The organism is Zoogloea sp. LCSB751, from assembly GCF_002028455.1.
In the GTDB taxonomy this organism is placed as follows: Bacteria; Pseudomonadota; Gammaproteobacteria; order Burkholderiales; family Rhodocyclaceae; genus Zoogloea.
The window spans coordinates 1-18,883 of the sequence record NZ_MWUM01000019.1 but is presented as its reverse complement, the minus strand read 5'-3'; the positions used below and the strand labels follow the sequence as shown (position 1 = coordinate 18,883).

Below are 18,883 nucleotides of genomic sequence, written 5' to 3'. Positions count from 1 at the left end.
GTTGCCAATGGGGCGGGTTACGCCTATGGTGATTCATGTCGGAAGACCCGCAGTACCGCCGACGACAACCATCCCGCCCGCGACCGGTCCATCGACAGCAAGCGGAATACAAACCCGTTCTACGCTGCAAGGAGATTCGCATGAGCACGTACAAAGTTGGCTATTTCGTCGGCAGTCTCTCCAGCACCTCAATCAATCGCCTGCTGGCCAGGGCCCTGGTGCGCCTGGCGCCTCCCGAGCTGGAATTGACCGAAATTCCGATCCGGGAACTGCCGCTTTACAGCCAGGATTACGACGCCGATTTTCCACCGGTGGCATGCAGCTTCAAGCAGGCCATCATCGATTCCGACGCCATCCTCTTCGTTACGCCGGAATTCAACCGCTCGATCCCGGGCGGCCTGAAGAATGCCATCGACTGGGCCAGCCGCCCGTGGGGCAACAACTCCTTCGCCCGCAAGCCGGCCGCGGTGATCGGCACCTCGCCCGGCGCCATCGGCACGGCGGTGGCGCAGCAGAGCCTGCGTGGCGTGCTGTGCTTCTGTAATGCGCCGCTGATGAATACCGTCGAGGCCTACATCCAGTTCAAGCCCGGCCTCATCACCGAAGACGGACAGGTGACGGATCCATCGACGGAGCAGTTCCTGAGCAACTACATGAAGGAGTTTCACGCCTTCATCGTGCGGGTGCTGACGGTGCTGCCGCGAAGCAGTTGATCCATGCATCGACGCCAGGTGAGATCGCTTCGATCCCACCTCACCCGGCGGATAGCGCGCTCCTCAGCCAGCCCATGAGCCTGCCTATGACCGGCAGCTTCATGTACAACTCCTCGGCGGCATCCCAGTAGTCCCGGTGGTAGTTGATCTTGCCATCGTCACCGAACTTCAGATGCGATACGCCGCGAATGACCTGCGCATCGCCCTGGCCCCAGCGGCTCACGCGATAGGAAAACTCCCAGACCAGCATGGCGCCGTGCCCATCGCGCACATGCTCGGTGACGACGAAGCGCGGCCCATCCACTTGCCGGAACATGTGCGTGAAGATGTGCTGGATGGCCTCCACGCCGCGCACCTCGTTGAACGGGTCCTTGAAATAGGCATCTGCGCCGTAGAACTCGGCAAAGCGCCCGATGCTCTCTGGCGTCAGCGCGTGGTAGAAGGCGATCACGCGATCTAGATCCATGTCAGGCTCCGGTTAGGCGGCGGATCAGCGGGAAATACCAACGATAAGGCAGCAGCGACAGGAGCTTCAGGACGCGGGTGAAGCGCTTGGGGAAATGGATTTCGAAGTTCCCCGTCCTGAAGCCGTCCACTGCCTCGACGGCCGCCTGCTCGGCTGTCAGCAGCGCCGGCATGGTGAAATCGTTGCGGGCCGTCAGGCGGGTCTGGACGAAGCCGGGGTTGATCAGCCAGACGCCAATACCGCGCGGCGCCAGGTCGAGATGCAGGCACTCGGCAAAGTGGATCAGCGCTGCCTTGCCCGGACCGTAGCACAGGGCCTTGGGCAGCCCGCGATAGCCTGCCACGCTGGCCACGAAGGCAATGCCGCCACCCGCTTGCAGGGTGGGAAGCACGCTGGAGGTCAGGCGCATCGCCCCGTTGAAATTGACGGCGACGACCTGCTCGGCGCGGGCCAGATCGAAATCGGCTGCACGCATCGGCACGTAGTCGCCGGCCAGGTACACCACCAGGTCGATGCCGCCCCAGGCGGCCAGCAGCGCTCCATGCGCGCGGGCCAGGCTGGCCGCATCGGTGGCGTCGCAGGGCAGCAGCACGGCAGCATCGATGTCCAGCGCCCGCAACGTGTCTGCCGAACGTGCCGACAAAGCCAGCCGCGCGCCGCGCCGGGCGAGTTCCTTGGCCATGGCCGCACCGATGCCGCTTGAGGCGCCGACCAGCCATACGCGCCGACCTGACCAGTCCGAGATTGCCGGATTCATCGCGATCTTCGTTCCCGCGGCGTTAACGTTTGGCGAAGCTCAGCGTCACCTCGCCGAGCCTGAAGCCCCACTTCGACATGTAGGAGCGGTTGAGCATCACCTTGTCGTCCATCAGGAACATCCAGTCGTCGAAGTCGACGTGGTAGGTTCTGCCATCCACGGGCAGTGCCAGCACGTAGCGCCAGCGCAGCGCGTTGCCGGCCACCTCGCCCACCGCCTCGCCGATCACGTCGTCGGCGGTGCCGCGATAGCTGCCGTCCGGCTGGCGCTTCAGCGTCCATACCCGGCGCGATGTGGTGCCGTCGGACCATTTGAAATGCTCGTCGAGGACGCCGGTATCGCCTTCCCAGCGGGCCTCGATGACGGCGTGGAAGCGCTTCTTCACCTCGCCGGAACGTCCTTGGAAGATGCCCCAGGCGTCCAGCGTGCCGTTCAGGTAGTGCTTCAGGTCGAGCACCGGTTGCTCGGCCTTGTAGTGCTCCACGCCGTTTGATGCGCAGGCGGTGAGGCCGAGGGAGAGCAGGGCAGTGGTCAGCAGTTTCATCATCGAATCTCCAGTGAATCGCGCCAGCGCCAGAGCAAGGCGGCGGCCAGCAGTTTGAAGCCGAGAGGAAGAAGGGCGTAGGCGAAGCTCAGCGCCTCAAGTCCGCCCGCGCCGCCCGGCCGATAATCGAGCAGATCCAGCAGCGGCAAAGCCAGTCCGGCGGCCAGCGCCAGGTTGAGCTTGGCGACCAGATTCCACAGTCCGAAGCAGGCGCCGGCCTGTCCCTGGCGTTGGCCCAGATCGGCGGCAATGGCGGCGGGTAAAGCCAGGTCGGCGCCCAGTGCCAGTCCGGATGCAAGGCAGATCACGGCGAAGGCTGCGATATCTCCGCTGCCGAGGAATGCGGCGCTGGCAAAGGCTGCGACGGCCAGCAGCATGGCCAGCGCCCACGCTCGCACCCGCCCGTAACGGGCGGCCAGCCTGACCCACATCGGCAGGGATGCGGCCCCGGCGACGAAATACAGGGCCAGCAATGGACCGCTGGCGTTGGCTGCGCCGAGCACATCGGCGACGAAGAACAGGAACAGCGTCGCCGGCAGGGCCGCGGCGATGCCGTTTACGATGAACACACCGAGCAGACGACGGAAGGCTGCGTCGCCGAGGGCTCGACCCATGCTCCTGCCCAGCGGCATACCCGCCGCGGCCACGGGCAGGTCGGCACCGACCCGCGAAAAGGTTGCTGCAGCGGCAACGAGCAGCAAGGGTGGCAAGACCCAGGACAGGTGTGCGGTGCCGGTGCTCAGATCGTCTGCCAACAAGCCAGGCAAAGCGGCCGCCAGCATCACGCCGATCAGGCCGAAGCCCTCGCGGGCTGCAGTCAGCCGCGTTCGCAGCGCCGAATCGCCGCCCAGCGCAGCGCCCCAGGCCTGGTAGGCCACCGAGGCAGCGGAGAAGCCCAGGTAGGTCAGCACCAGCGAGCCGATCAACCAGAGGGCCGGCAGATTGGGGCGAGGATTGAGCAGGGCGACGAAGCCGATTGCGAAAGGGAGCAGGGCGAATGCCAGCATGCGCCGGCGTGGCCAGCGGTCGGCAAGCCAGCCCAGCCACGGGTCGACAAAGGCATCGAGCAAGCGTGCGCCGAGCAGGATGGAGCCGAGCAGCGTCAGATCCATGCCGGTTGTCTCGACGTAATAGCGGGGAACGTGGACGTAGATCGGCAGCGCGGCGAACGCCAGCGGGAGACCGAGTGCGCCATAGGCCAACGCCGCGCCGCTCGACACCTTAGCCGTCCTTGCGCCGGAGCAGGGCGGCCCGCAGATCCGGGGCGCTTGTCCGCGTATCGAGCCAGATGGCGAAGAAGGCTTCGGCGAAGCCCGGCATGCTGATGGCGCCGAGCAGGCGCTCGTCCTGGTAGAAGCGTGCCCCGTCGGCGCGGTAGAGGCCGAGGATGTGATCGCCCGCCTTCACGTCGGGGAAGATGCGCTGCATTTGCTCGCCCCAGCGCTTCAGCAAGGCCTCGTCGGTAACGAAGCGCCGCATCTCCTTGACGCTGGCGTCGGCAATGGCTTTGCCGTCGATGTTGCGCTTGTAGTCGAGGCGCAAGGCGAGCGGCGGGCGTTGCGGGTCGTCGCCGGCCCACAGGGTGGCTTCGTAGATGAGAAAGCCGAAGCGGCGGAATTCGCCGCTGCCCCAGCGCTTCAGGCCGGCCATGGCTTCAGTGGCGGCATGGGTTTCGGCGTGCCCGCCAAGCACGGTGCCTGCCATCAACGCGAGCAGTAGCCGGCGGCGCGCCATGGCGGCCGGACTGCCTGTGCGTGGCGCGGTAGGCTCAACGATGCGCGAGTTCGAACTGGACGACATCGATGTTTCCGGCCAGGAAGCCGGCCTCGCAGTAGTGGAGGTAGAAGCGCCACAGCCGGCGGAAATTCTCGTCGAAGCCGAGCGCTGCGATCTGCGACCAGTTGGCCTCGAAGGCGGCGCGCCACTCGGCCAGCGTGCGGGCGTAGTCGAGGCCAAAGGCGAATTCGTCCGTGACCCGCAGGCCCTGCCGTTCGGCCGTCTTCCGGAAGACGCTGCGCGACGGCAGCATGCCGCCGGGAAAGATGTATTGCTGAATGAAGTCGGTGCCGCGCCGGTAGGTGGCGAACAGGTCGTCGCGGATGGTGATGCTCTGGATCATGGCCCGGCCGCCCGGCTTGAGCGCGTGGGCGATGGTGGCAAAGTAGCTCGGCCACCACCGCTCGCCGACAGCTTCGAACATTTCGATGGAGACGATGTGGTCGAATTGCTCCCGGGTGTCACGGTAGTCCTGCAGCCGCAGGTCGGCCTGCGGCACGCGCTTTTGTGCCCAATCGAGCTGGGCCGGCGACAGGGTCAGGCCGGTGATGTGCAGGCCGCGGTGTACGGCCATTTCGGCGAAGCCACCCCAGCCGCAGCCGATTTCCAGCACGCTGTCGCCCAGCCTGGCCCGCAGGCGGTCGAGAATGCGGTGGTACTTGGCCTGCTGGGCGGCGAGCAGGGAGCCGTCGTCCTGCGGTCGGTAGAGGGCCGACGAGTAGCTCATGCTCGGATCCAGCCACAGACGGTAGAAATCGTTGCCCAGGTCGTAGTGGGCCATGATGTTGCGTTTGCTGCCAGCGCGGCTGTTGCGGTTGAACCAGTGGCGCATGCGCGCTGCCAGAAGTTGCCTCCAGGAGCCGTAGATGGCCTTGGCAAGCGACCCTCTGTTGCGCGCGAGCAGGGCGAGCAGCCCGGTGACGTCCGGCGAGTCCCACTGGCCGTCCAGATAGGCTTCTGCCAGTCCGATGTCGCCGCGGGCGAGCACTCGCCCGAACATGGCTTCGTCGTGCACCTGGAGGCTCAGGCTGCTGTCTCCCTCGCCTTCTCCGAACAGGGCGCGGGAGCCGTCCGGCAGGCGTACTTCGAGCAGCCCGCCGGTCAGCTTTTCCAGCAGCTTGAAGACGGTACGGGTATCGCGGGCCTGTGCTTGGGCGCCGCGCAGGGGGAGTGCGTAGTCGAGGGTCTGGGTCATTTGGATGATTCCTGTACGGATCGGGGAACGGGATTCGCCCCGCGGAAGGGCACCCCCTTGAGCCACAGCCTGAGTGCCTGCCAATGGATGCGGGCGATGACGCCGAGGGTCAGGAAAGGCATGCTCAGGAAGGCTTTGAGCAGCGCGCCGGCCGACCAGGGGCCGGGTTTGCCGGAGAGGGCGGTGAGCAGCAGTTCGCCTTCGGCGTCGTCGTAATCGATGCGGGCCACTTGCACGGCGTGCTGGCGCATGAAGCGGAAGCTGTAGCCACCCTCGATTTCATTGAAGGGCGACACATGGAAGCGCTTCTCGGCGCGCAAGGTCTCGCCGTCGGGCAGCGTTTCGCCCTGGCGGTGCAACAGGTAGCTGTGTCTGCCGCCGAAGGTGTTGTTGACCTCGGCCAGGACGGCGATCAGCCGGCCGGACCGGTTGTGGCAAAACCAGAAGCTGACCGGATTGAAAACGTAGCCCAGCACCCGCGGGAAGGTTTGCAGCACGATCTCGCCATCGTTGGGCAGGCCGTGTTCGGCCAGCATGCCTTCGATCCACGGCAGCAGAGGGCTGCCGTCGCGGGGGCCATGGTCCTTGCTGTGAAAGCTCAGCAGATTGGGCCCGTCTACCGAGAAGATGCGGCACGCTGCTGCAGCCAGATCACGTACCGGCAGCTGCACGTAGAACACGGGGTACACGAAGGCGTTGGTCACCGGCCGCAGGCGGCGGTGCATAACGCGACCGAGGCAGATCTGCGGAAGTGCGTTCATGGGGGCTCCGGCAGGTGTTCCCTAGACGGTTTCCGCTTCGCGGGACCGGCGCACTGAAGCGTCCTGCCAGGGCGCCGTGACCCCCAGGCCGTTGGCGACCCGCAGCGCGGATCTCAGACCATCCTCGTGGAAGCCGTAGCTGCCCCAGGCGCCGGCCAGCCAGATGCCGCCTTCGCCCTGCACCTTGCCCAGCCGTTGCTGGGCAGCAATGGCCGGGCCATCGAAGATCGGGTGGGCATAGTCGAATTCGGCGATCACTCTGGCCGGGTCCGGCTCGCGCGCTGGATTCAGCGTCACCACCACCGGTGTCAAGAACGGCAACGGCTGCAGCTTGTTGATCAGGTACGACACGCCGACCGGCTGAGTATTCGCGTCGGCGTTCGGTGCCGCCCCACCGCCGAAGTAATTCCATGCCGACCACAGCTTGCGGTCGCGCGGCAGCAGGGCCGGGTCGGTGTGCAGCACGGCGCGGTTCGGCTGGTAGCCGATGGCGGACAGCACGTCGCGCTGCCCGTCGCTCGCCGTCATGCCGAGAATGGAGAGCGCCTGGTCACTGTGGCAGGCCAGCACCACCTGATCGAAATGCTCGCTACCGCCCGCATGCACCACGCGCAAGCCGTCTGCTGCGCGTGTGACGGCGTGAACCGGGCAGGCCATACGCACATCGTCGAGCCCGGTGGCGATCTTTTTTACGTACTCGCGGCCTCCACCCTTCACGGTGCGCCACATCGGCCGGTCGAAAATCTGCAGCAGGCCGTGGTTCTGGCAGAAGTGAATGAAGGTGGCGAGCGGCATGTCGAGCATCTGGCCGGTCGGGCAGGACCAGATTGCCGCCGCCATGGGCAACAGGTACCAATCGGAAAAGGCGTCCGAATACCGGCCCTCGTGCAGGAAGTCGCGCAGGCTGTACGTGGTGTCCGGATCGGTTGCCAGCCAGGCCGTGCTCTCGCGGTTGAAGCGGAGGATGTCGGACAGCATCGACCAGAACGGGCGCCGCACCAGGTTGCGCTTCTGCCCGAAGAGGGTCGCCAGACTGCTGCCGGCCCATTCCAGATCCGGGCGCTCCAGGCTCACCGAGAAGGACATTTCGGTCTCGACACTATCCACGCCAAGCAACTCGAACAGCGCGATCAGGTTCGGGTAGGTCTTCTCGTTGAATACCAGAAAGCCTGTGTCGATCGGATGCGTCTTGCCTTCGAGCGTCACATCGACCGTGTTGGTGTGGCCGCCGAGGTAGGTGCCGGCCTCGAACACCGTGACGTCGTATTGGCGGGACAGCAACCAGGCCGCGGCCAGGCCGGAGATCCCGGCGCCGACCACCGCGATGCGTTGCCTCGGATTGATTCTGGCGTTCATGCTTTTCTCCTGATGACCCACGTCCATCACTACGGCCGCCTGGCCCGAAGGGCGCGCGGCAGACGGCTCGGCGTTACACCTCTGTCCAAGCTCTGCTTGTTTGTCCTGGACAAACACGAATTTTGTTCGTAAGGTAGTGAGCAAAAGAGCAGCTGTCAACGGTTTGTCTAATATTTGTTCAGGACAAATTATGAATACCCCGAGCTTTACCATTGCGGCTGTCGAGCGCGACACCGGGCTCTCCAAAGATGTTCTTCGCATGTGGGAGCGGCGCTACGGTTTCCCCGTGCCAGAGCGGGACGCTCACGGCGAACGTGTCTATCCGGCCGCCCAGGTTGAGCGCCTGCGCGTCATCAAACGTTTGATGGATCAAGGGCATAGGCCTGGAAAGCTGATCGCTACGCCCGTGGAGGAGCTGAGCTTGCTGGCGCCGCGTCGCAGTCGACCGACCCTGGCAGAGGGGCATGCAGTCGATAGCGCGGGGCAGGACGAATTGCTCACGCTGATCAGGCAGCATGACGCCAACGGCTTTGTGCATGCCCTGCAACAGCGGCTGGCCCGCCAGGGGTTGCAGCGTTTTGTTCAGGACATCGTCGCACCGCTGACGCAGCAGGTTGGCGACGCCTGGGAGGACGGACGCTTCGAGGTGTTTGAGGAACACCTGTTCACCGAACTGACCAAGCGCGTGTTGCGCCAGGCCATCGCTGCCCTGCCGCAGGGCAGCGGTTCGCCACGCGTGCTGCTGACCAGCGTGCCGGACGAGCAGCACATGCTCGGCCTGCTGATGGTTGAAGCCTTACTGGCGCTTGAAGGGGCGGAGTGCATTCCGCTCGGCACGCAGATGCCCTTGCTGGAAATCAGCCGGGCGGCAACTGCACACCGCGCTGACATCGTGGCCCTGTCGTTCTCCGTGGCGTTTCCGTCGCGGCAACTTCCGAAACTGCTGGAGCAATTGCGCGATGCGCTTTCCGCCAACACCGAGCTGTGGGTTGGCGGCAGTGGGGTCTCGCGCCTTGTTCCTCCTGCCGGGGTCCGCCGCTTCTCTAGTCTGGAGCAGGGCGTCGAGGCGCTGGCGGCATGGCGGAGCGCACACGCCGGACAGCCGATGGGGCGGAGTACATCAACGTGATGTACCTGCTCAGCCGGTCGACGAGTCCATCTCCATTCATGTGCAGGTATCAGCCGTCCAGCAGCCCGACGATCGTGTTGCGCAGCCAGACTACCGCAGGGTCGGTGTGGTTGCGCGGGTGCCAGGCCAGCCGCAGGCCGAATCCCCGGTCGTCGAAAGGCAGATCGAACATGTCGAGCACGCTCGAGAAGCGGCTCCTCAGCATCGATGGCAGGGTGCACACGTAATCCGAGTTGCGCAGGATTTCCGGCACCAGCATGAACTTCTCGACCGACACCACCACGTTGCGGCGATGTCCCTGTTCGGCCAGGGTTTCATCGATATAGCCGCTGAAGCGCCCCCCGAACTCGGTCACCAGCACGTGCTGCAGGGCGCAGTAGGCGTCCATGTCGAGCGGTGCGGTGCCACGGGGATGATCCTTGCGCTGCGCCATCACGAAAGACCCGTGGAGCAGGGGCTTCACCTTCATCGACACCGGCAGGATGCGCTCGGAAGCGATGAGCAGATCGACTTCGCCGCCCTCCATCTGCGCCGCGATCAAGCTCGCGTCGGGATTGCGGAACGCGATGCGCACGCCGGCCCCTGCGCAGGATGCGATCTGCTCGATCAGTGGTAGTCCCAACACGACCATGGCGGTATCGTTGGCGGCGATCTGAAAGCTGCGTTCGTCTGTGCGCGGGTCGAAGCTCGGCCGATACTGCACGACCGATTCCAGGTCTTTCAGCACCGAATGAAGGATTGGGCCCAGGGCCAGCGCGCGGGCGGTGGGGGTCATCCCGCGGCCGGCCTCGGCAGGCAGCAGCAGCGGATCGTCGAAGATCTGCCGCAGGCGTGCCAGTTGGGCCGACAGCGCCGGCTGGCTGAGGTGCAGGCGACGGGCAGCGCGGGTCACGTTGCATTCGGCCAGCAGCGCGTCGAGGGAAACCAGCAGGTTCAGATCGATCTGGCGTAGATCCACGGTGAGCTATCCATGTGGCGGATTGGTCGAATATCAACAATCGATTTCAACTATATATCGATGATTGCCATACTCCAATCAAGCCAAGCGCAAGGCCATCAAACCATCGTGAGGAAGATCATGGAAAACAGCGCCACCAAGACCCAGCCCAGTACCGCGAACCCCGTTATCCGCGTCGCCCGCCGCCACATCCGGGCGGGAAATGAGGCTGCATATGAAGCGCTTGTCGGCGAGATGTTCCAGCAGATGCAGGCCTGCAAGGGCTTCCTCGGTGCGGAACTGATCCCGGCCGACGAACCGGGCAACGAGCACCAGGTCATCATCCGCTTTGCATCGGAAGAAGCGCTCGCCAATTGGGATGCCAGCGCAGCGCGTTCGGATCTGCTGGCGCGGATGCGCAAGCTGGCCGACACCGATCCGGAGTATCGCCGCCTCTCCGGGCTGGAGGCCTGGTTCACCCCGGCCGTCGTGCCTGCGACGATGCACCCGCCGCGGGCACGCATGGCGCTGGTGACATGGATGGGCATCTTCCCCACGGTGTCGCTGGTCCTGTGGCTGATCGAGCCGCTGCTGCGACCGTATCTGCCGTTCCTGCCCAAGGTCGCCTTGCTCACCGGACTCATCGTCGTGACGATGACCTGGGTCGTGATGCCACGACTGACCAGGGTGATGCGTGGCTTCCTGAATCCGCACTCACGCTAGTGATGCCGATCAGCGGGCGCGCTAGCGGGTTTCTCCGCGCAACTGCGTAGCCAGATAGTCGACAAAATGCGCGACCCGCGCCGCCAGGAAACCCTGACGGTAGAACACCGCCCAGACGGGCTGCTTCCATGGCAGCACGGCGTCGGGCAGAACCTCGATGAGGCTGCCCGCGCTGAGATCGTCGCGGACCAGGAAGTCCGACAGGCAGGCGATGCCGTTGCCGGTGCGTGCCAGGAAGGCCAGCGTCTCGCCGTTGGAGGCGGCGATGGTCGGTTCGATCGGGTAGCCGTCGGCGCCGGCGTGCTGCAGCGGCCACAGGTTCAGGGATGAGGGCTGGGTGAAGCCGAGCAGCGCGTGCGTCGCCAGGTCGTCCGCGTTCTGTGGACGCCCGCGGCGTGCCAGGTAATCGGGCGCCGCCACCAGGCGCAAACGGCTCTCCAGCAGCAGCCGGGCGTTGAGCGTCGAATCCTGCAACTGGCCAACGCGCAGCGCCACGTCGGCGCGCTGCTCGATCAGATCGACGATGGTTTCGCCGGACGTCAGTTCGAGCTGGATGCGCGGATAGCGGCGGCAGAATTCGGGCAACAACGGCGCCAGCACATGGTTGAACACCGGCGTGGCGGCGTTGACGCGCAACAGCCCGGAAGGATGCTCGGCGGCCGATTGCAGCGTCAGCGCCGTAGCCTCCAGGCGGCCGAGGATGTCACGTGCGTTGTCGAGAAACCAACGGCCCTCGTCGGTCAGGTCCAGCCGCCGCGTCGTGCGGGTGATCAGGCGCACGCCGAGCTGCTTTTCCAGCTTGCCGATGCTGCGGCTGATGCCGGAGGGCGTCAGCTGCAGGCGTTCGGCGGCAGCGGAGAAGGAGCCTTCGTCGATGACGGCAACGAAGGCTTGCAGGGTCTCGGTGGCGAGCATTGCTGATTCAAAATCAAAAGATATTGCTCTTTTGACGCATTTTTCCCGGCTTGGCAAGCAAAGACAATGCGGGCTCCCTAACCCGAAATTGCTTCAGGAGTCCGCCATGCCTCTTGCCCTCTGGGCGCTCACGCTGAGCGCCTTCGCCATCGGCACCACCGAATTCGTCATCGTCGGCCTGATTCCGACCATCGCCGCGAGCCTCGACGTATCGCTGCCCTCCGCCGGCCTGCTGGTCAGTCTGTATGCGCTCGGCGTCGCCGTCGGTGCGCCGGTGCTGACCGCACTGACCGGCCGCGTGCCGCGCAAGATGCTGCTGCTCGGCCTGATGGCCCTGTTCACCATCGGCAACCTGGTGGCCTGGCGGGCGCCCGGTTACGAGGCACTGATCATTGCCCGCGTGCTGACCGGGCTGGCGCACGGTGTCTTCTTCTCCATCGGTTCGACCATCGCCACCGGCCTGGTCCCCAAGGAAAAGGCGGCCACCGCGATTGCGCAGATGTTCTCCGGCCTCACCGTCGCCCTCGTTACCGGCGTGCCGCTCGGCACCTTCATCGGCCAGACCTTTGGTTGGCAAGCGACCTTCCTCGCCGTCTCCGGACTCGGAGTCGTCGCCTTCGTCGGCAGCCTGCTGCTGGTGCCGGCGGATATCGCGCGCTCGGCGCCCGCATCACTGCTCAGCCAGTTTGCCGTGCTCGGCAAGCCGCGCCTGCTGCTCGTCTATGCGATGACCGCGCTCGGCTACGGCGGCTCGTTCACCGCCTTCACCTACCTGGCGCCGATGCTCGAACAGATCAGCGGTTTCCAGGCCTCGGCAACCGGCGTGCTGATGCTCATCTACGGCCTGTCGGTGGCGGTCGGCAACGTCTGGGGCGGCAAGCTGGCCGACCGCAAGGGCCCGGTGCGTGCGCTGCAAATCATCTTTGCTGGGCTGGCCGCCGTCCTGCTGCTGCTCGCCGTCACCGCCGCATCGAAGTGGCTGGTCGTGCTCACCGTGCTGCTGTGGGGCGCGGTCGCCTTCGGCAACGTCGCCGGGCTGCAGCTCTACGTGGTGCAACAAGCGGAGCGGGCGACGCCTCACGCTGTCGATGTGGCCTCCGGACTGAACATTGCCGCCTTCAATGTCGGTATCGCATTCGGCGCCTGGGCCGGCGGCCACATCGTCGCCCAGCTCGGGATCATGGCAACCCCGTGGATCGGCGCGCTGATCGTGCTCGTCGCCCTCGGCCTGACCACCTGGTCGGGCACCCTCGACCGGCTGGCCGGCACTGTATCGTCCGCGCGCTGATCGGCGTAGTCTTGGTGAGCGCCATACCTGCCAGAGTGTTGCGCAATCTTCAAGAACAGGAGGCCTCAAATGTTCTGGGATGCCGTTGACGCCGGTTTCTTCACGCCGTTCCTGATTCTCGCGGCAGTTCTCTTTCTCGCCTCGGCCATCCGCATTTTCCGCGAGTACGAGCGGGGTGTCGTCTTCACCCTCGGCCGATTCCAGCGGGTGAAGGGGCCGGGCCTGGTGATCGTCATCCCCGCCTTTCAGCAGGCGGTGCGGGTCGATCTGCGCACCGTCGTGCTGGAAGTGCCCACGCAGGACGTGATCTCAAAGGACAACGTATCGGTCAAGGTCAGTGCCGTCGTCTATTTCCGCGTGGTTGACCCGCAAAAGGCCATCATCCAGGTCGTCGATTTCATGAACGCCACCAGTCAATTGGCGCAGACCATGTTGCGCTCCGTACTGGGCAAGCATCTGCTCGACGACATGCTGTCCGAGCGCGAAAGACTGAACCTGGACATTCAGCAAGCACTCGATACGCAAACGGACACCTGGGGTATCAAAGTCTCGAACGTCGAGATCAAGCAGGTCGATCTGACCGAATCCATGATCCGCGCCATTGCCAGACAAGCCGAAGCGGAACGTGAGCGGCGCGCAAAAGTGATTCATGCCGAAGGGGAACTGCAGGCCTCAGAAAAGCTGTATCAGGCCGCCAAGATCCTGGCGCAAGAACCGCAGGCCATCCAGTTGCGCTATCTGGAAACGCTGACGGTGATCGGAGCCGACAAGAACACCACCATCGTCTTCCCGCTACCGATGGATCTCGTCGCCCCGTTCCTCAAAAGAGACCCATAAACCAGACCGCTGAAATCGCCGTAGCCCGACAAGCTGGCCGTCTTTACCTCCTTTTACCACCGGTCCCTCTTAAACTCTGCCGGTCTGATGCCGATAGCAAACATGGAAAAACCATAAGGAATGAGGTTCTCAAATGGCATCCATTGCTACCGTCTCCGCGGCCTCGAGCGCATCCCACTCCACCACCACCACGAGTGTGAGTAGCGACCCACAGATTGCAGCACTGGAAAAGCAGCTTCAAACCGTGCAGAAGCAGCTCGAGAACGCGCAGAAGGACACGTCCGGAAAGAATGCGGAGAAGATCAAGCTGCTGCAGCAACAAGTCGCCCAGCTTGAGGCGCGTATCGAGCAGCTCAAGGCCCAGAAGAAGCAGGAATCCGAGGAGGGCAGCAAGGCAACAACAGCGGCGCAGCCTTCCGCCAAGGCTACGGACGGCAAGCTGGGGACCAATGTGGATGAGTTTGCTTAGCGTCTCGCCGGCCAGCCAGGGACGCGATCACAGAACGTCTGTAGCGGCTTTCATCTGCAAGGCAATAACACGTCGATAGCGTGCGAGACTGTATTTTTATTCAATACTCTGCCACCATTGCGGCCCCCCATTTTTCCCCTTGTGGAAAAAGAACGTCGTCGAGCAATGGCTTCAAACAAAGCGCATCACGCCACTGGCTGGGCTGCGGCGGTTATCGCGGCGGCTGTGGTCGCCCATGCCGGCGAGGGTGGCCCTTATCAAATGTGGAGCGCATTGAGCTTTGCGATGGGCTTGGCCGGCAGCACCGCACCCGACTGGCTGGAGGTAGCCTGGTGGTCGAGGTCGCGCCGTTTATGGATCACGCATCGCACCCTCACGCATTGGGGGCTGGCCTGGATCGCGCTCCTTTTCTATTCCTATGAGCAGCTCGGCAAAAGCACGCTGGCGCCGCTGGGTATCGGCTTTGCCATCGGCGGGGTAATGCACCTGTTGGCCGATTGGCCAAACCCCCTTGGCGTGCCGTGGCTGTGTTGCCGCCATTCCCTCAATTGGTGGAAGAGCGGGCGTTGCGATCTACTCGTTGTTGCCGCCTCGTGGATCGGAGCTTTTGCCTGCGCCGATTACGTCTGGTTCCACGGAATTCATTGTGCATGGATTGTGGAGTGCGTGCGTTCGGCACCCACCGTACGCCACTTCCTGGCCATCAACCAAGCCGGCGACTGAGCCGGCGACTGCGGGCGGAATGCTCCCAAGACCATTCCGCCCCCAAACCCGGATGCACCAAGCCTGCCGGCCCGAGCATCCGCCCCATTCCCAAAGGCGCTACCGGAGCGGCAGTGCCGCAACTCGCTGCCTCTCCACCAGCGCCGTCATCAACTCCCGCGTTTCGCCGGCCAGCATGTAGCAGGCCCACATGTAGTGCTCCTGATGCTCATGGCAGAGGCGGCGGAACGTGTCGCCGGCATTGCCGTGGGTGGCCGACAACATCGCATGCAGCTGCGCCAGGCGCGCCGTGAGCTGATCGGTAAGGACCATCGCGCTCGCGCTGTCGGTCAACTCGTAAAGCGTGTCGGACGGCGAGGGAAACTGCATCGGCGTATTCATCGCGCAGCCCTCCATGCGGAGCGGCAAGCGCAGCGTGAAGCGGGCGAAGGGCAGGGGAGTGAAACAGACGCGCGCGGAAACGCGCACGCCAAGGCTTGAACGGCCATGAAGGATGCTCCTGGATTGGATGGACTGTTCCACCCTCCGCTGTCAATCGGGGGGCGGGCCAAAGCAGGGTTGACAGACCGGAATCCAGGGAACCGGCAGGCCGAAGCCTCCCCACCCGGCCCGCCATTGATCGTGAAATCTGAGCGTACCAAGGGCGTGACGAATAAAAACGGCCGCAATGCGGCCGGTATCCGCCTGGATTCGTCGAGCTGTCAAACCCGGTCGCCACTGTTTAGGCAACGGCGGGAGTATGGGTGGGGGAGAGTGGTGGGGTCAAGGGGGCTGCTACTGACCCTCAACGGACTGCCGAGTTTTCGTAAGCCCTACGGCCGCTTTGGGGGCCAAGCCGCTATCTTTCGTCGAACACTGTGCCATGGATTAGGAGCATTGGACGCAGTGATCTATACAATGCGCGTCTGTGAGCATCCCTATGGAGTTGAAGTCCGAAGATGAAAGTGTTTTGGTCATGGCAAAGCGATTCGCCCGGAAAGAAAAACCATTTTTTTGTCCGCGATGCCCTCGCTCTCGCACTAAAGCAAGTGGCTGCGGATCTTGGCCTGACGGAGGCAGAGCGCCCGGAGGTTGACCACGACACAAAAGGTGAACCAGGTCTCGTGTCAATTGTTGACACAATCTTCGAAAAAATTAGTCAGGCCGCGGTGTTTGTTGGCGATCTGACGTACGTTGGAAAAACTGAGAATGGTAAGTTGCTGCCCAATCCTAATGTGATGATTGAGCTTGGGCATGCGATCACATCGCTCGGTCCAGAACGTATCATCCTCGTCACTAATCGAGCCTACGGGGGCAGGCCGGAGGATTTGCCTTTCGACTTGCGTCATCGACGTGCTCCTATTTCCTACGACCTTCCGGAGACAGCGTCAACCGACGACCGGAAGCGGGTGCAACGAGAGTTAGTAGGAGCATTAGCGTCGGCGTTGGCAGGATGCCTAGGTCGAGTGCTCGATCAAGCGGCAAAGAGCTATGAATATCCAGGCGCACCAGCGCGGCCTGGAGACAAATCGACATGGTTGATGAATGGCGAGCCGATTCAACATCATGGATACTTCCATGAAGGGGGGGCGAGCAATTGGACGGTTCTTGAGGAACCACGCTTCTACCTCCGAGTAATTCCCGCGAGGTACGACGGCAATTGGCGGCCTCGTGATATCCATGATCTTCCGCAACCCTATCGGCTGAACGTGCTCCACCCTTGGATCAATGGCGACGGCGGTGTCAATCCGCTTGGGGTTGTCGCAGTTGGCATAGGCCGAGACGGCAAGGCTCTCGCGGCGACTCAGTGGTTTAAGAAAACCAGCGAAGTGTGGGCATTCAATTGCAATGCAACTTTCGTCGATCCCGATAGTCAGCAGCGTTTGCTCGCATGGGGAGTGATTCCCAATAGTTGGCGGGAGCACCTAGAGCGGACACTAGCGCTTCTTAATCACATTGGGGCAAAGGGGCCATTGCAGGTGGAGGCTGGGGTCACCGGCTTGCAGAATGCAGTGTGGGGGAGCAAATTCGGCCGCCGATACCCGACACTAGAGAGTGAAATTTATATGGGCCGTGCTGACACAAGATGGGAACCACAGACGCAGGTTCAATTCCTCACCGAGGTCTTCAACCTGCTAGGAGAAGCATACAATCAGCCTGCATTTTCGATTGAAGAATTCTTGAGGATTCATTGACGACTCCAAGATTGAACTGGGTTGTCGGTGTATGACTCTCGTTGTCTGGTTTGTTCGAGTCAGAGTATTGAGTGAAGCTGCCGATTGAGTGACAGCCTCCTTCTATGGTTGGCTGGTTGTGGTCGACAGCTACCTGATGCGGCGCGGTTGCTGGAACGAAGGGCCGCACCCGACCCATAGGAGTCTTAGACGAGAGCGAACAAGACGCCAGAAAGCTGTCGCCTAAGTGATCGTCAACAACCGATAACTTGTGCTTTAGGCTTTACGACCGCTGCTTCTGCGTCAGGATTGCTTGCTCCAGCAGAGCCTTTAGATCACCGTGCATTGGGGCTGCTGGGTTAGAGAGGAGTTTCAATCCTCGAAGTTTCGTCGCATCGGTTGTCCCGATGTATCTCTTCTTAGCTGCCTCTTCGACCTTCGTTAAGAGTATTTTCCCTTTTATAGTCGCGGCACAGGGCCCTGCAAGCTCTCTCCAGCGCTTACTCGGGACGCTGACCTCGTCCTTGCTCAATCCGCCAATGGCTGATTGATATGCCGTATTGAAATCTGTCTCTGCTGCATCAGCGTCTACGAGGGCAACTGCTTCTTCTAGCAAAGCTATCGCGTCAGACCTATCAATTTCAAACACTTTCTCCAAGTGTTCAGGTGAGCAGAATCCAGCCTCAATGTCAGATCCGGCAGGCATCCAGAATGGAATTTTGTGAGTGTCATATTCCATCTTTTTGATCAATGCTACCTTATCTGTATCGGATAAAAAATCTCGGTCTCTGTGAACAGCAACCGCAATACCGAGTTCCTTTCTGGTTCTTGCCAGTGCGCTGCCGCGAGGTAAAGACCCAGCGCCAAATGTTGGCCACAGCAAGACCTTACGCGCAAGATCAGGCCATTGCGCAAGAATGTTCTTCATAAATTGAAGGTTCCCGTCTTCTGTGATGAGCATGAGGTCCTTGTCTAGCGCTCCCCACCCCATGCGCTGGCGAACCTGATCTTCACTTTTACTTTGAACAGCCCCATCGCTCATCCAGAGCACCTTAGACGTAGCACTGGATGCTCGAACTAAGCTAGGAGAGTGCGTCGCAAGCATGAACTGGGTCTCAGGGAACTCCTTCGCAGCCTCTTCAATCGCTGAGATAAGTCTTTCTTGAGTCCCAGGATGAAGATGAGAATCGGGTTCATCAATGAGCAGGAGCCGTGGCTTGAAGTGAAGCAAGTAGGCAAAGATCTGGACCACTTGCAAGAAGCCAGTGCCGGCCATATCAAGTGATCGCCACTGAAGCTCAAGCTTCTTGCCCGATTGAGCCATGTCATTGGTGAGGAACTTTGCGTCAATGTTCACATCCCTCAGTCGATCAAACTTGACCCAGAAGCGCACTCCGGGAAAGACCTTTCCGACCCATCGACTTAGTTCCGAGAGTTCTTCATGCTTTTCTATGGTCTCGCGCCCAGTTGCTGAGCTGGCTAAACCGAGCAGGATATGCCTCAGCACAGAACCGCCTTCGCCTGATGCAGCTCGCCTATGAAGGACCGGAGTAGCGAGAAGTGACTCAGCCTCTGATAGGCCTGCTAGGCCGGGAATGTATGCTGTAAGCTGAGACGTCGCTGTGACGGTGCTTGAGAGGCTTCCTGAAACGAGCGCCTTGATTCCAGCATCATTGCGCGTTGAATGCATGTTAATTTCTAGCTTGTCGGTGCCTGATTCCAATACCACGCGCACCTTTGGGGAAGCACCTTCACTGTTCAGACGAACCTTGTGTGCGAGATGCAGGAAATCTCGACTTGGTGCGTAATCCATTCGTTCCAGAGTCACACGATCCGCGCCATCCCTCAAGACGGCGCAGCGGATTGCCCAGTGAATCGCCCGAAGAATCGATGATTTTCCTGATCCGTTTTCGCCCACGAGGATAGTCACTGGCCCTAATGGTATCTTCACGTCGGCACTTATGCGCATGAAGTTTTTAACGGTCACTGAGTCAAACATGTCTCGATCGGATCTTTAAGTTAAGCAGAGGGCGGCGATCTTGCTCGTCTCTTGCGGAGGTTCTAGGTAAGCACCCGGCGATCCCCTCTTGACCGAGCGTCAGGCTGAATCCGGCCTCCAGCGATGGGGTAGCATCTCCCCG

Annotated in this window: 20 protein-coding genes; 8 read left to right on the top strand and 12 right to left on the bottom strand. The window is 62.3% G+C overall.

What is annotated here, in order from left to right:
- Positions 1 to 140: 140 nt before the first annotated feature.
- Entirely contained in the window at positions 141 to 713 is a 573-nt protein-coding gene (locus tag B4920_RS18460) for an NADPH-dependent FMN reductase (protein ID WP_079436144.1), read from the top strand.
- A 40-nt stretch (positions 714 to 753) separates the two neighbouring features.
- On the opposite strand, the gene B4920_RS18455 is transcribed toward B4920_RS18460, so the two are convergent.
- Genes B4920_RS18455 through B4920_RS18420 form a run of 8 tightly spaced genes read right to left on the bottom strand, consistent with a single transcriptional unit; the run spans position 754 to position 7,568 of the window.
- Positions 754 to 1,179 carry a nuclear transport factor 2 family protein gene (locus B4920_RS18455; RefSeq protein WP_079436142.1) on the bottom strand — a complete coding sequence of 142 codons (426 nt, stop codon included), beginning with the start codon at positions 1,177 to 1,179 and terminating at the stop codon, positions 754 to 756.
- A 1-nt stretch (position 1,180) separates the two neighbouring features.
- On the bottom strand, positions 1,181 to 1,936 hold the full coding sequence (locus B4920_RS18450; RefSeq protein ID WP_079436140.1) for an SDR family oxidoreductase: 756 nt from the start codon (positions 1,934 to 1,936) through the stop codon (positions 1,181 to 1,183).
- 22 nt (positions 1,937 to 1,958) lie between these two features.
- Positions 1,959 to 2,480 carry a DUF3833 domain-containing protein gene (locus tag B4920_RS18445; RefSeq protein ID WP_216819946.1) on the bottom strand — a complete coding sequence of 174 codons (522 nt, stop codon included), beginning with the start codon at positions 2,478 to 2,480 and terminating at the stop codon, positions 1,959 to 1,961.
- Complete coding sequence (locus tag B4920_RS18440; RefSeq protein WP_079436136.1) at positions 2,480 to 3,700, bottom strand: MFS transporter; 1,221 nt, start codon at positions 3,698 to 3,700, stop codon at positions 2,480 to 2,482. Before B4920_RS18440 ends, B4920_RS18445 begins: the two co-directional genes overlap by 1 nt.
- Before the next feature lies 1 nt (position 3,701).
- Positions 3,702 to 4,280, bottom strand: coding sequence for a chalcone isomerase family protein (locus B4920_RS18435; RefSeq protein ID WP_079436134.1), 579 nt, complete (start codon positions 4,278 to 4,280; stop codon positions 3,702 to 3,704).
- On the bottom strand, positions 4,249 to 5,451 hold the full coding sequence (locus tag B4920_RS18430; RefSeq protein ID WP_079436132.1) for a cyclopropane-fatty-acyl-phospholipid synthase family protein: 1,203 nt from the start codon (positions 5,449 to 5,451) through the stop codon (positions 4,249 to 4,251). Before B4920_RS18430 ends, B4920_RS18435 begins: the two co-directional genes overlap by 32 nt.
- Positions 5,448 to 6,212: a DUF1365 domain-containing protein gene (locus B4920_RS18425; RefSeq protein WP_079436131.1), complete on the bottom strand. Its 765-nt coding sequence runs from the start codon at positions 6,210 to 6,212 to the stop codon at positions 5,448 to 5,450. Before B4920_RS18425 ends, B4920_RS18430 begins: the two co-directional genes overlap by 4 nt.
- A 21-nt stretch (positions 6,213 to 6,233) precedes the next feature.
- Positions 6,234 to 7,568 carry an NAD(P)/FAD-dependent oxidoreductase gene (locus B4920_RS18420; protein ID WP_079436130.1) on the bottom strand — a complete coding sequence of 445 codons (1,335 nt, stop codon included), beginning with the start codon at positions 7,566 to 7,568 and terminating at the stop codon, positions 6,234 to 6,236.
- A 190-nt stretch (positions 7,569 to 7,758) separates the two neighbouring features.
- On the opposite strand from B4920_RS18420, the gene B4920_RS18415 reads away from it, so the two are divergent.
- A complete protein-coding gene (locus tag B4920_RS18415) occupies positions 7,759 to 8,697 on the top strand; it encodes a MerR family transcriptional regulator (RefSeq protein WP_079436129.1) in 939 nt (312 codons plus the stop codon).
- Between the two features lie 49 nt (positions 8,698 to 8,746).
- Here the strand turns inward: B4920_RS18415 and B4920_RS18410 are convergent, their stop codons facing one another.
- On the bottom strand, positions 8,747 to 9,655 hold the full coding sequence (locus tag B4920_RS18410) for a LysR family transcriptional regulator (RefSeq protein WP_079436128.1): 909 nt from the start codon (positions 9,653 to 9,655) through the stop codon (positions 8,747 to 8,749).
- Positions 9,656 to 9,775: 120 nt separating this feature from the next.
- Here B4920_RS18410 and B4920_RS18405 point away from each other — a divergent pair, with 120 nt between their 5' ends.
- On the top strand, positions 9,776 to 10,357 hold the full coding sequence (locus B4920_RS18405) for an antibiotic biosynthesis monooxygenase (RefSeq protein ID WP_079436126.1): 582 nt from the start codon (positions 9,776 to 9,778) through the stop codon (positions 10,355 to 10,357).
- A 21-nt stretch (positions 10,358 to 10,378) separates the two neighbouring features.
- Here the strand turns inward: B4920_RS18405 and B4920_RS18400 are convergent, their stop codons facing one another.
- Positions 10,379 to 11,272 carry a LysR family transcriptional regulator gene (locus B4920_RS18400; RefSeq protein ID WP_079436124.1) on the bottom strand — a complete coding sequence of 298 codons (894 nt, stop codon included), beginning with the start codon at positions 11,270 to 11,272 and terminating at the stop codon, positions 10,379 to 10,381.
- A gap of 106 nt (positions 11,273 to 11,378) precedes the next feature.
- On the opposite strand from B4920_RS18400, the gene B4920_RS18395 reads away from it, so the two are divergent.
- The 4 genes from B4920_RS18395 to B4920_RS18380 all read left to right on the top strand — a co-directional run bounded on the left by B4920_RS18395 (position 11,379) and on the right by B4920_RS18380 (position 14,589).
- Entirely contained in the window at positions 11,379 to 12,560 is a 1,182-nt protein-coding gene (locus B4920_RS18395) for an MFS transporter (protein ID WP_079436122.1), read from the top strand.
- A 69-nt stretch (positions 12,561 to 12,629) separates the two neighbouring features.
- Positions 12,630 to 13,397 carry a slipin family protein gene (locus B4920_RS18390; RefSeq protein WP_079436121.1) on the top strand — a complete coding sequence of 256 codons (768 nt, stop codon included), beginning with the start codon at positions 12,630 to 12,632 and terminating at the stop codon, positions 13,395 to 13,397.
- 133 nt (positions 13,398 to 13,530) lie between these two features.
- Positions 13,531 to 13,866: a FlxA-like family protein gene (locus B4920_RS18385; protein ID WP_079436119.1), complete on the top strand. Its 336-nt coding sequence runs from the start codon at positions 13,531 to 13,533 to the stop codon at positions 13,864 to 13,866.
- A 141-nt stretch (positions 13,867 to 14,007) separates the two neighbouring features.
- Positions 14,008 to 14,589: a metal-dependent hydrolase gene (locus B4920_RS18380; RefSeq protein ID WP_216819944.1), complete on the top strand. Its 582-nt coding sequence runs from the start codon at positions 14,008 to 14,010 to the stop codon at positions 14,587 to 14,589.
- A 99-nt stretch (positions 14,590 to 14,688) separates the two neighbouring features.
- Here B4920_RS18380 and B4920_RS18375 read toward each other — a convergent pair whose 3' ends face one another.
- A complete protein-coding gene (locus B4920_RS18375; protein WP_139379554.1) occupies positions 14,689 to 15,111 on the bottom strand; it encodes a hypothetical protein in 423 nt (140 codons plus the stop codon).
- Positions 15,112 to 15,527: 416 nt separating this feature from the next.
- Here B4920_RS18375 and B4920_RS28915 point away from each other — a divergent pair, with 416 nt between their 5' ends.
- On the top strand, positions 15,528 to 16,763 hold the full coding sequence (locus tag B4920_RS28915) for a hypothetical protein (RefSeq protein WP_139379553.1): 1,236 nt from the start codon (positions 15,528 to 15,530) through the stop codon (positions 16,761 to 16,763).
- Positions 16,764 to 17,025: 262 nt separating this feature from the next.
- Here B4920_RS28915 and B4920_RS18365 read toward each other — a convergent pair whose 3' ends face one another.
- The gene (locus tag B4920_RS18365; RefSeq protein WP_079436112.1) at positions 17,026 to 18,741 is read right to left on the bottom strand and encodes an AAA family ATPase; all 1,716 of its coding nucleotides are present in this window, start codon (positions 18,739 to 18,741) and stop codon (positions 17,026 to 17,028) included.
- Between the last annotated feature and the right edge of the window lie 142 nt (positions 18,742 to 18,883).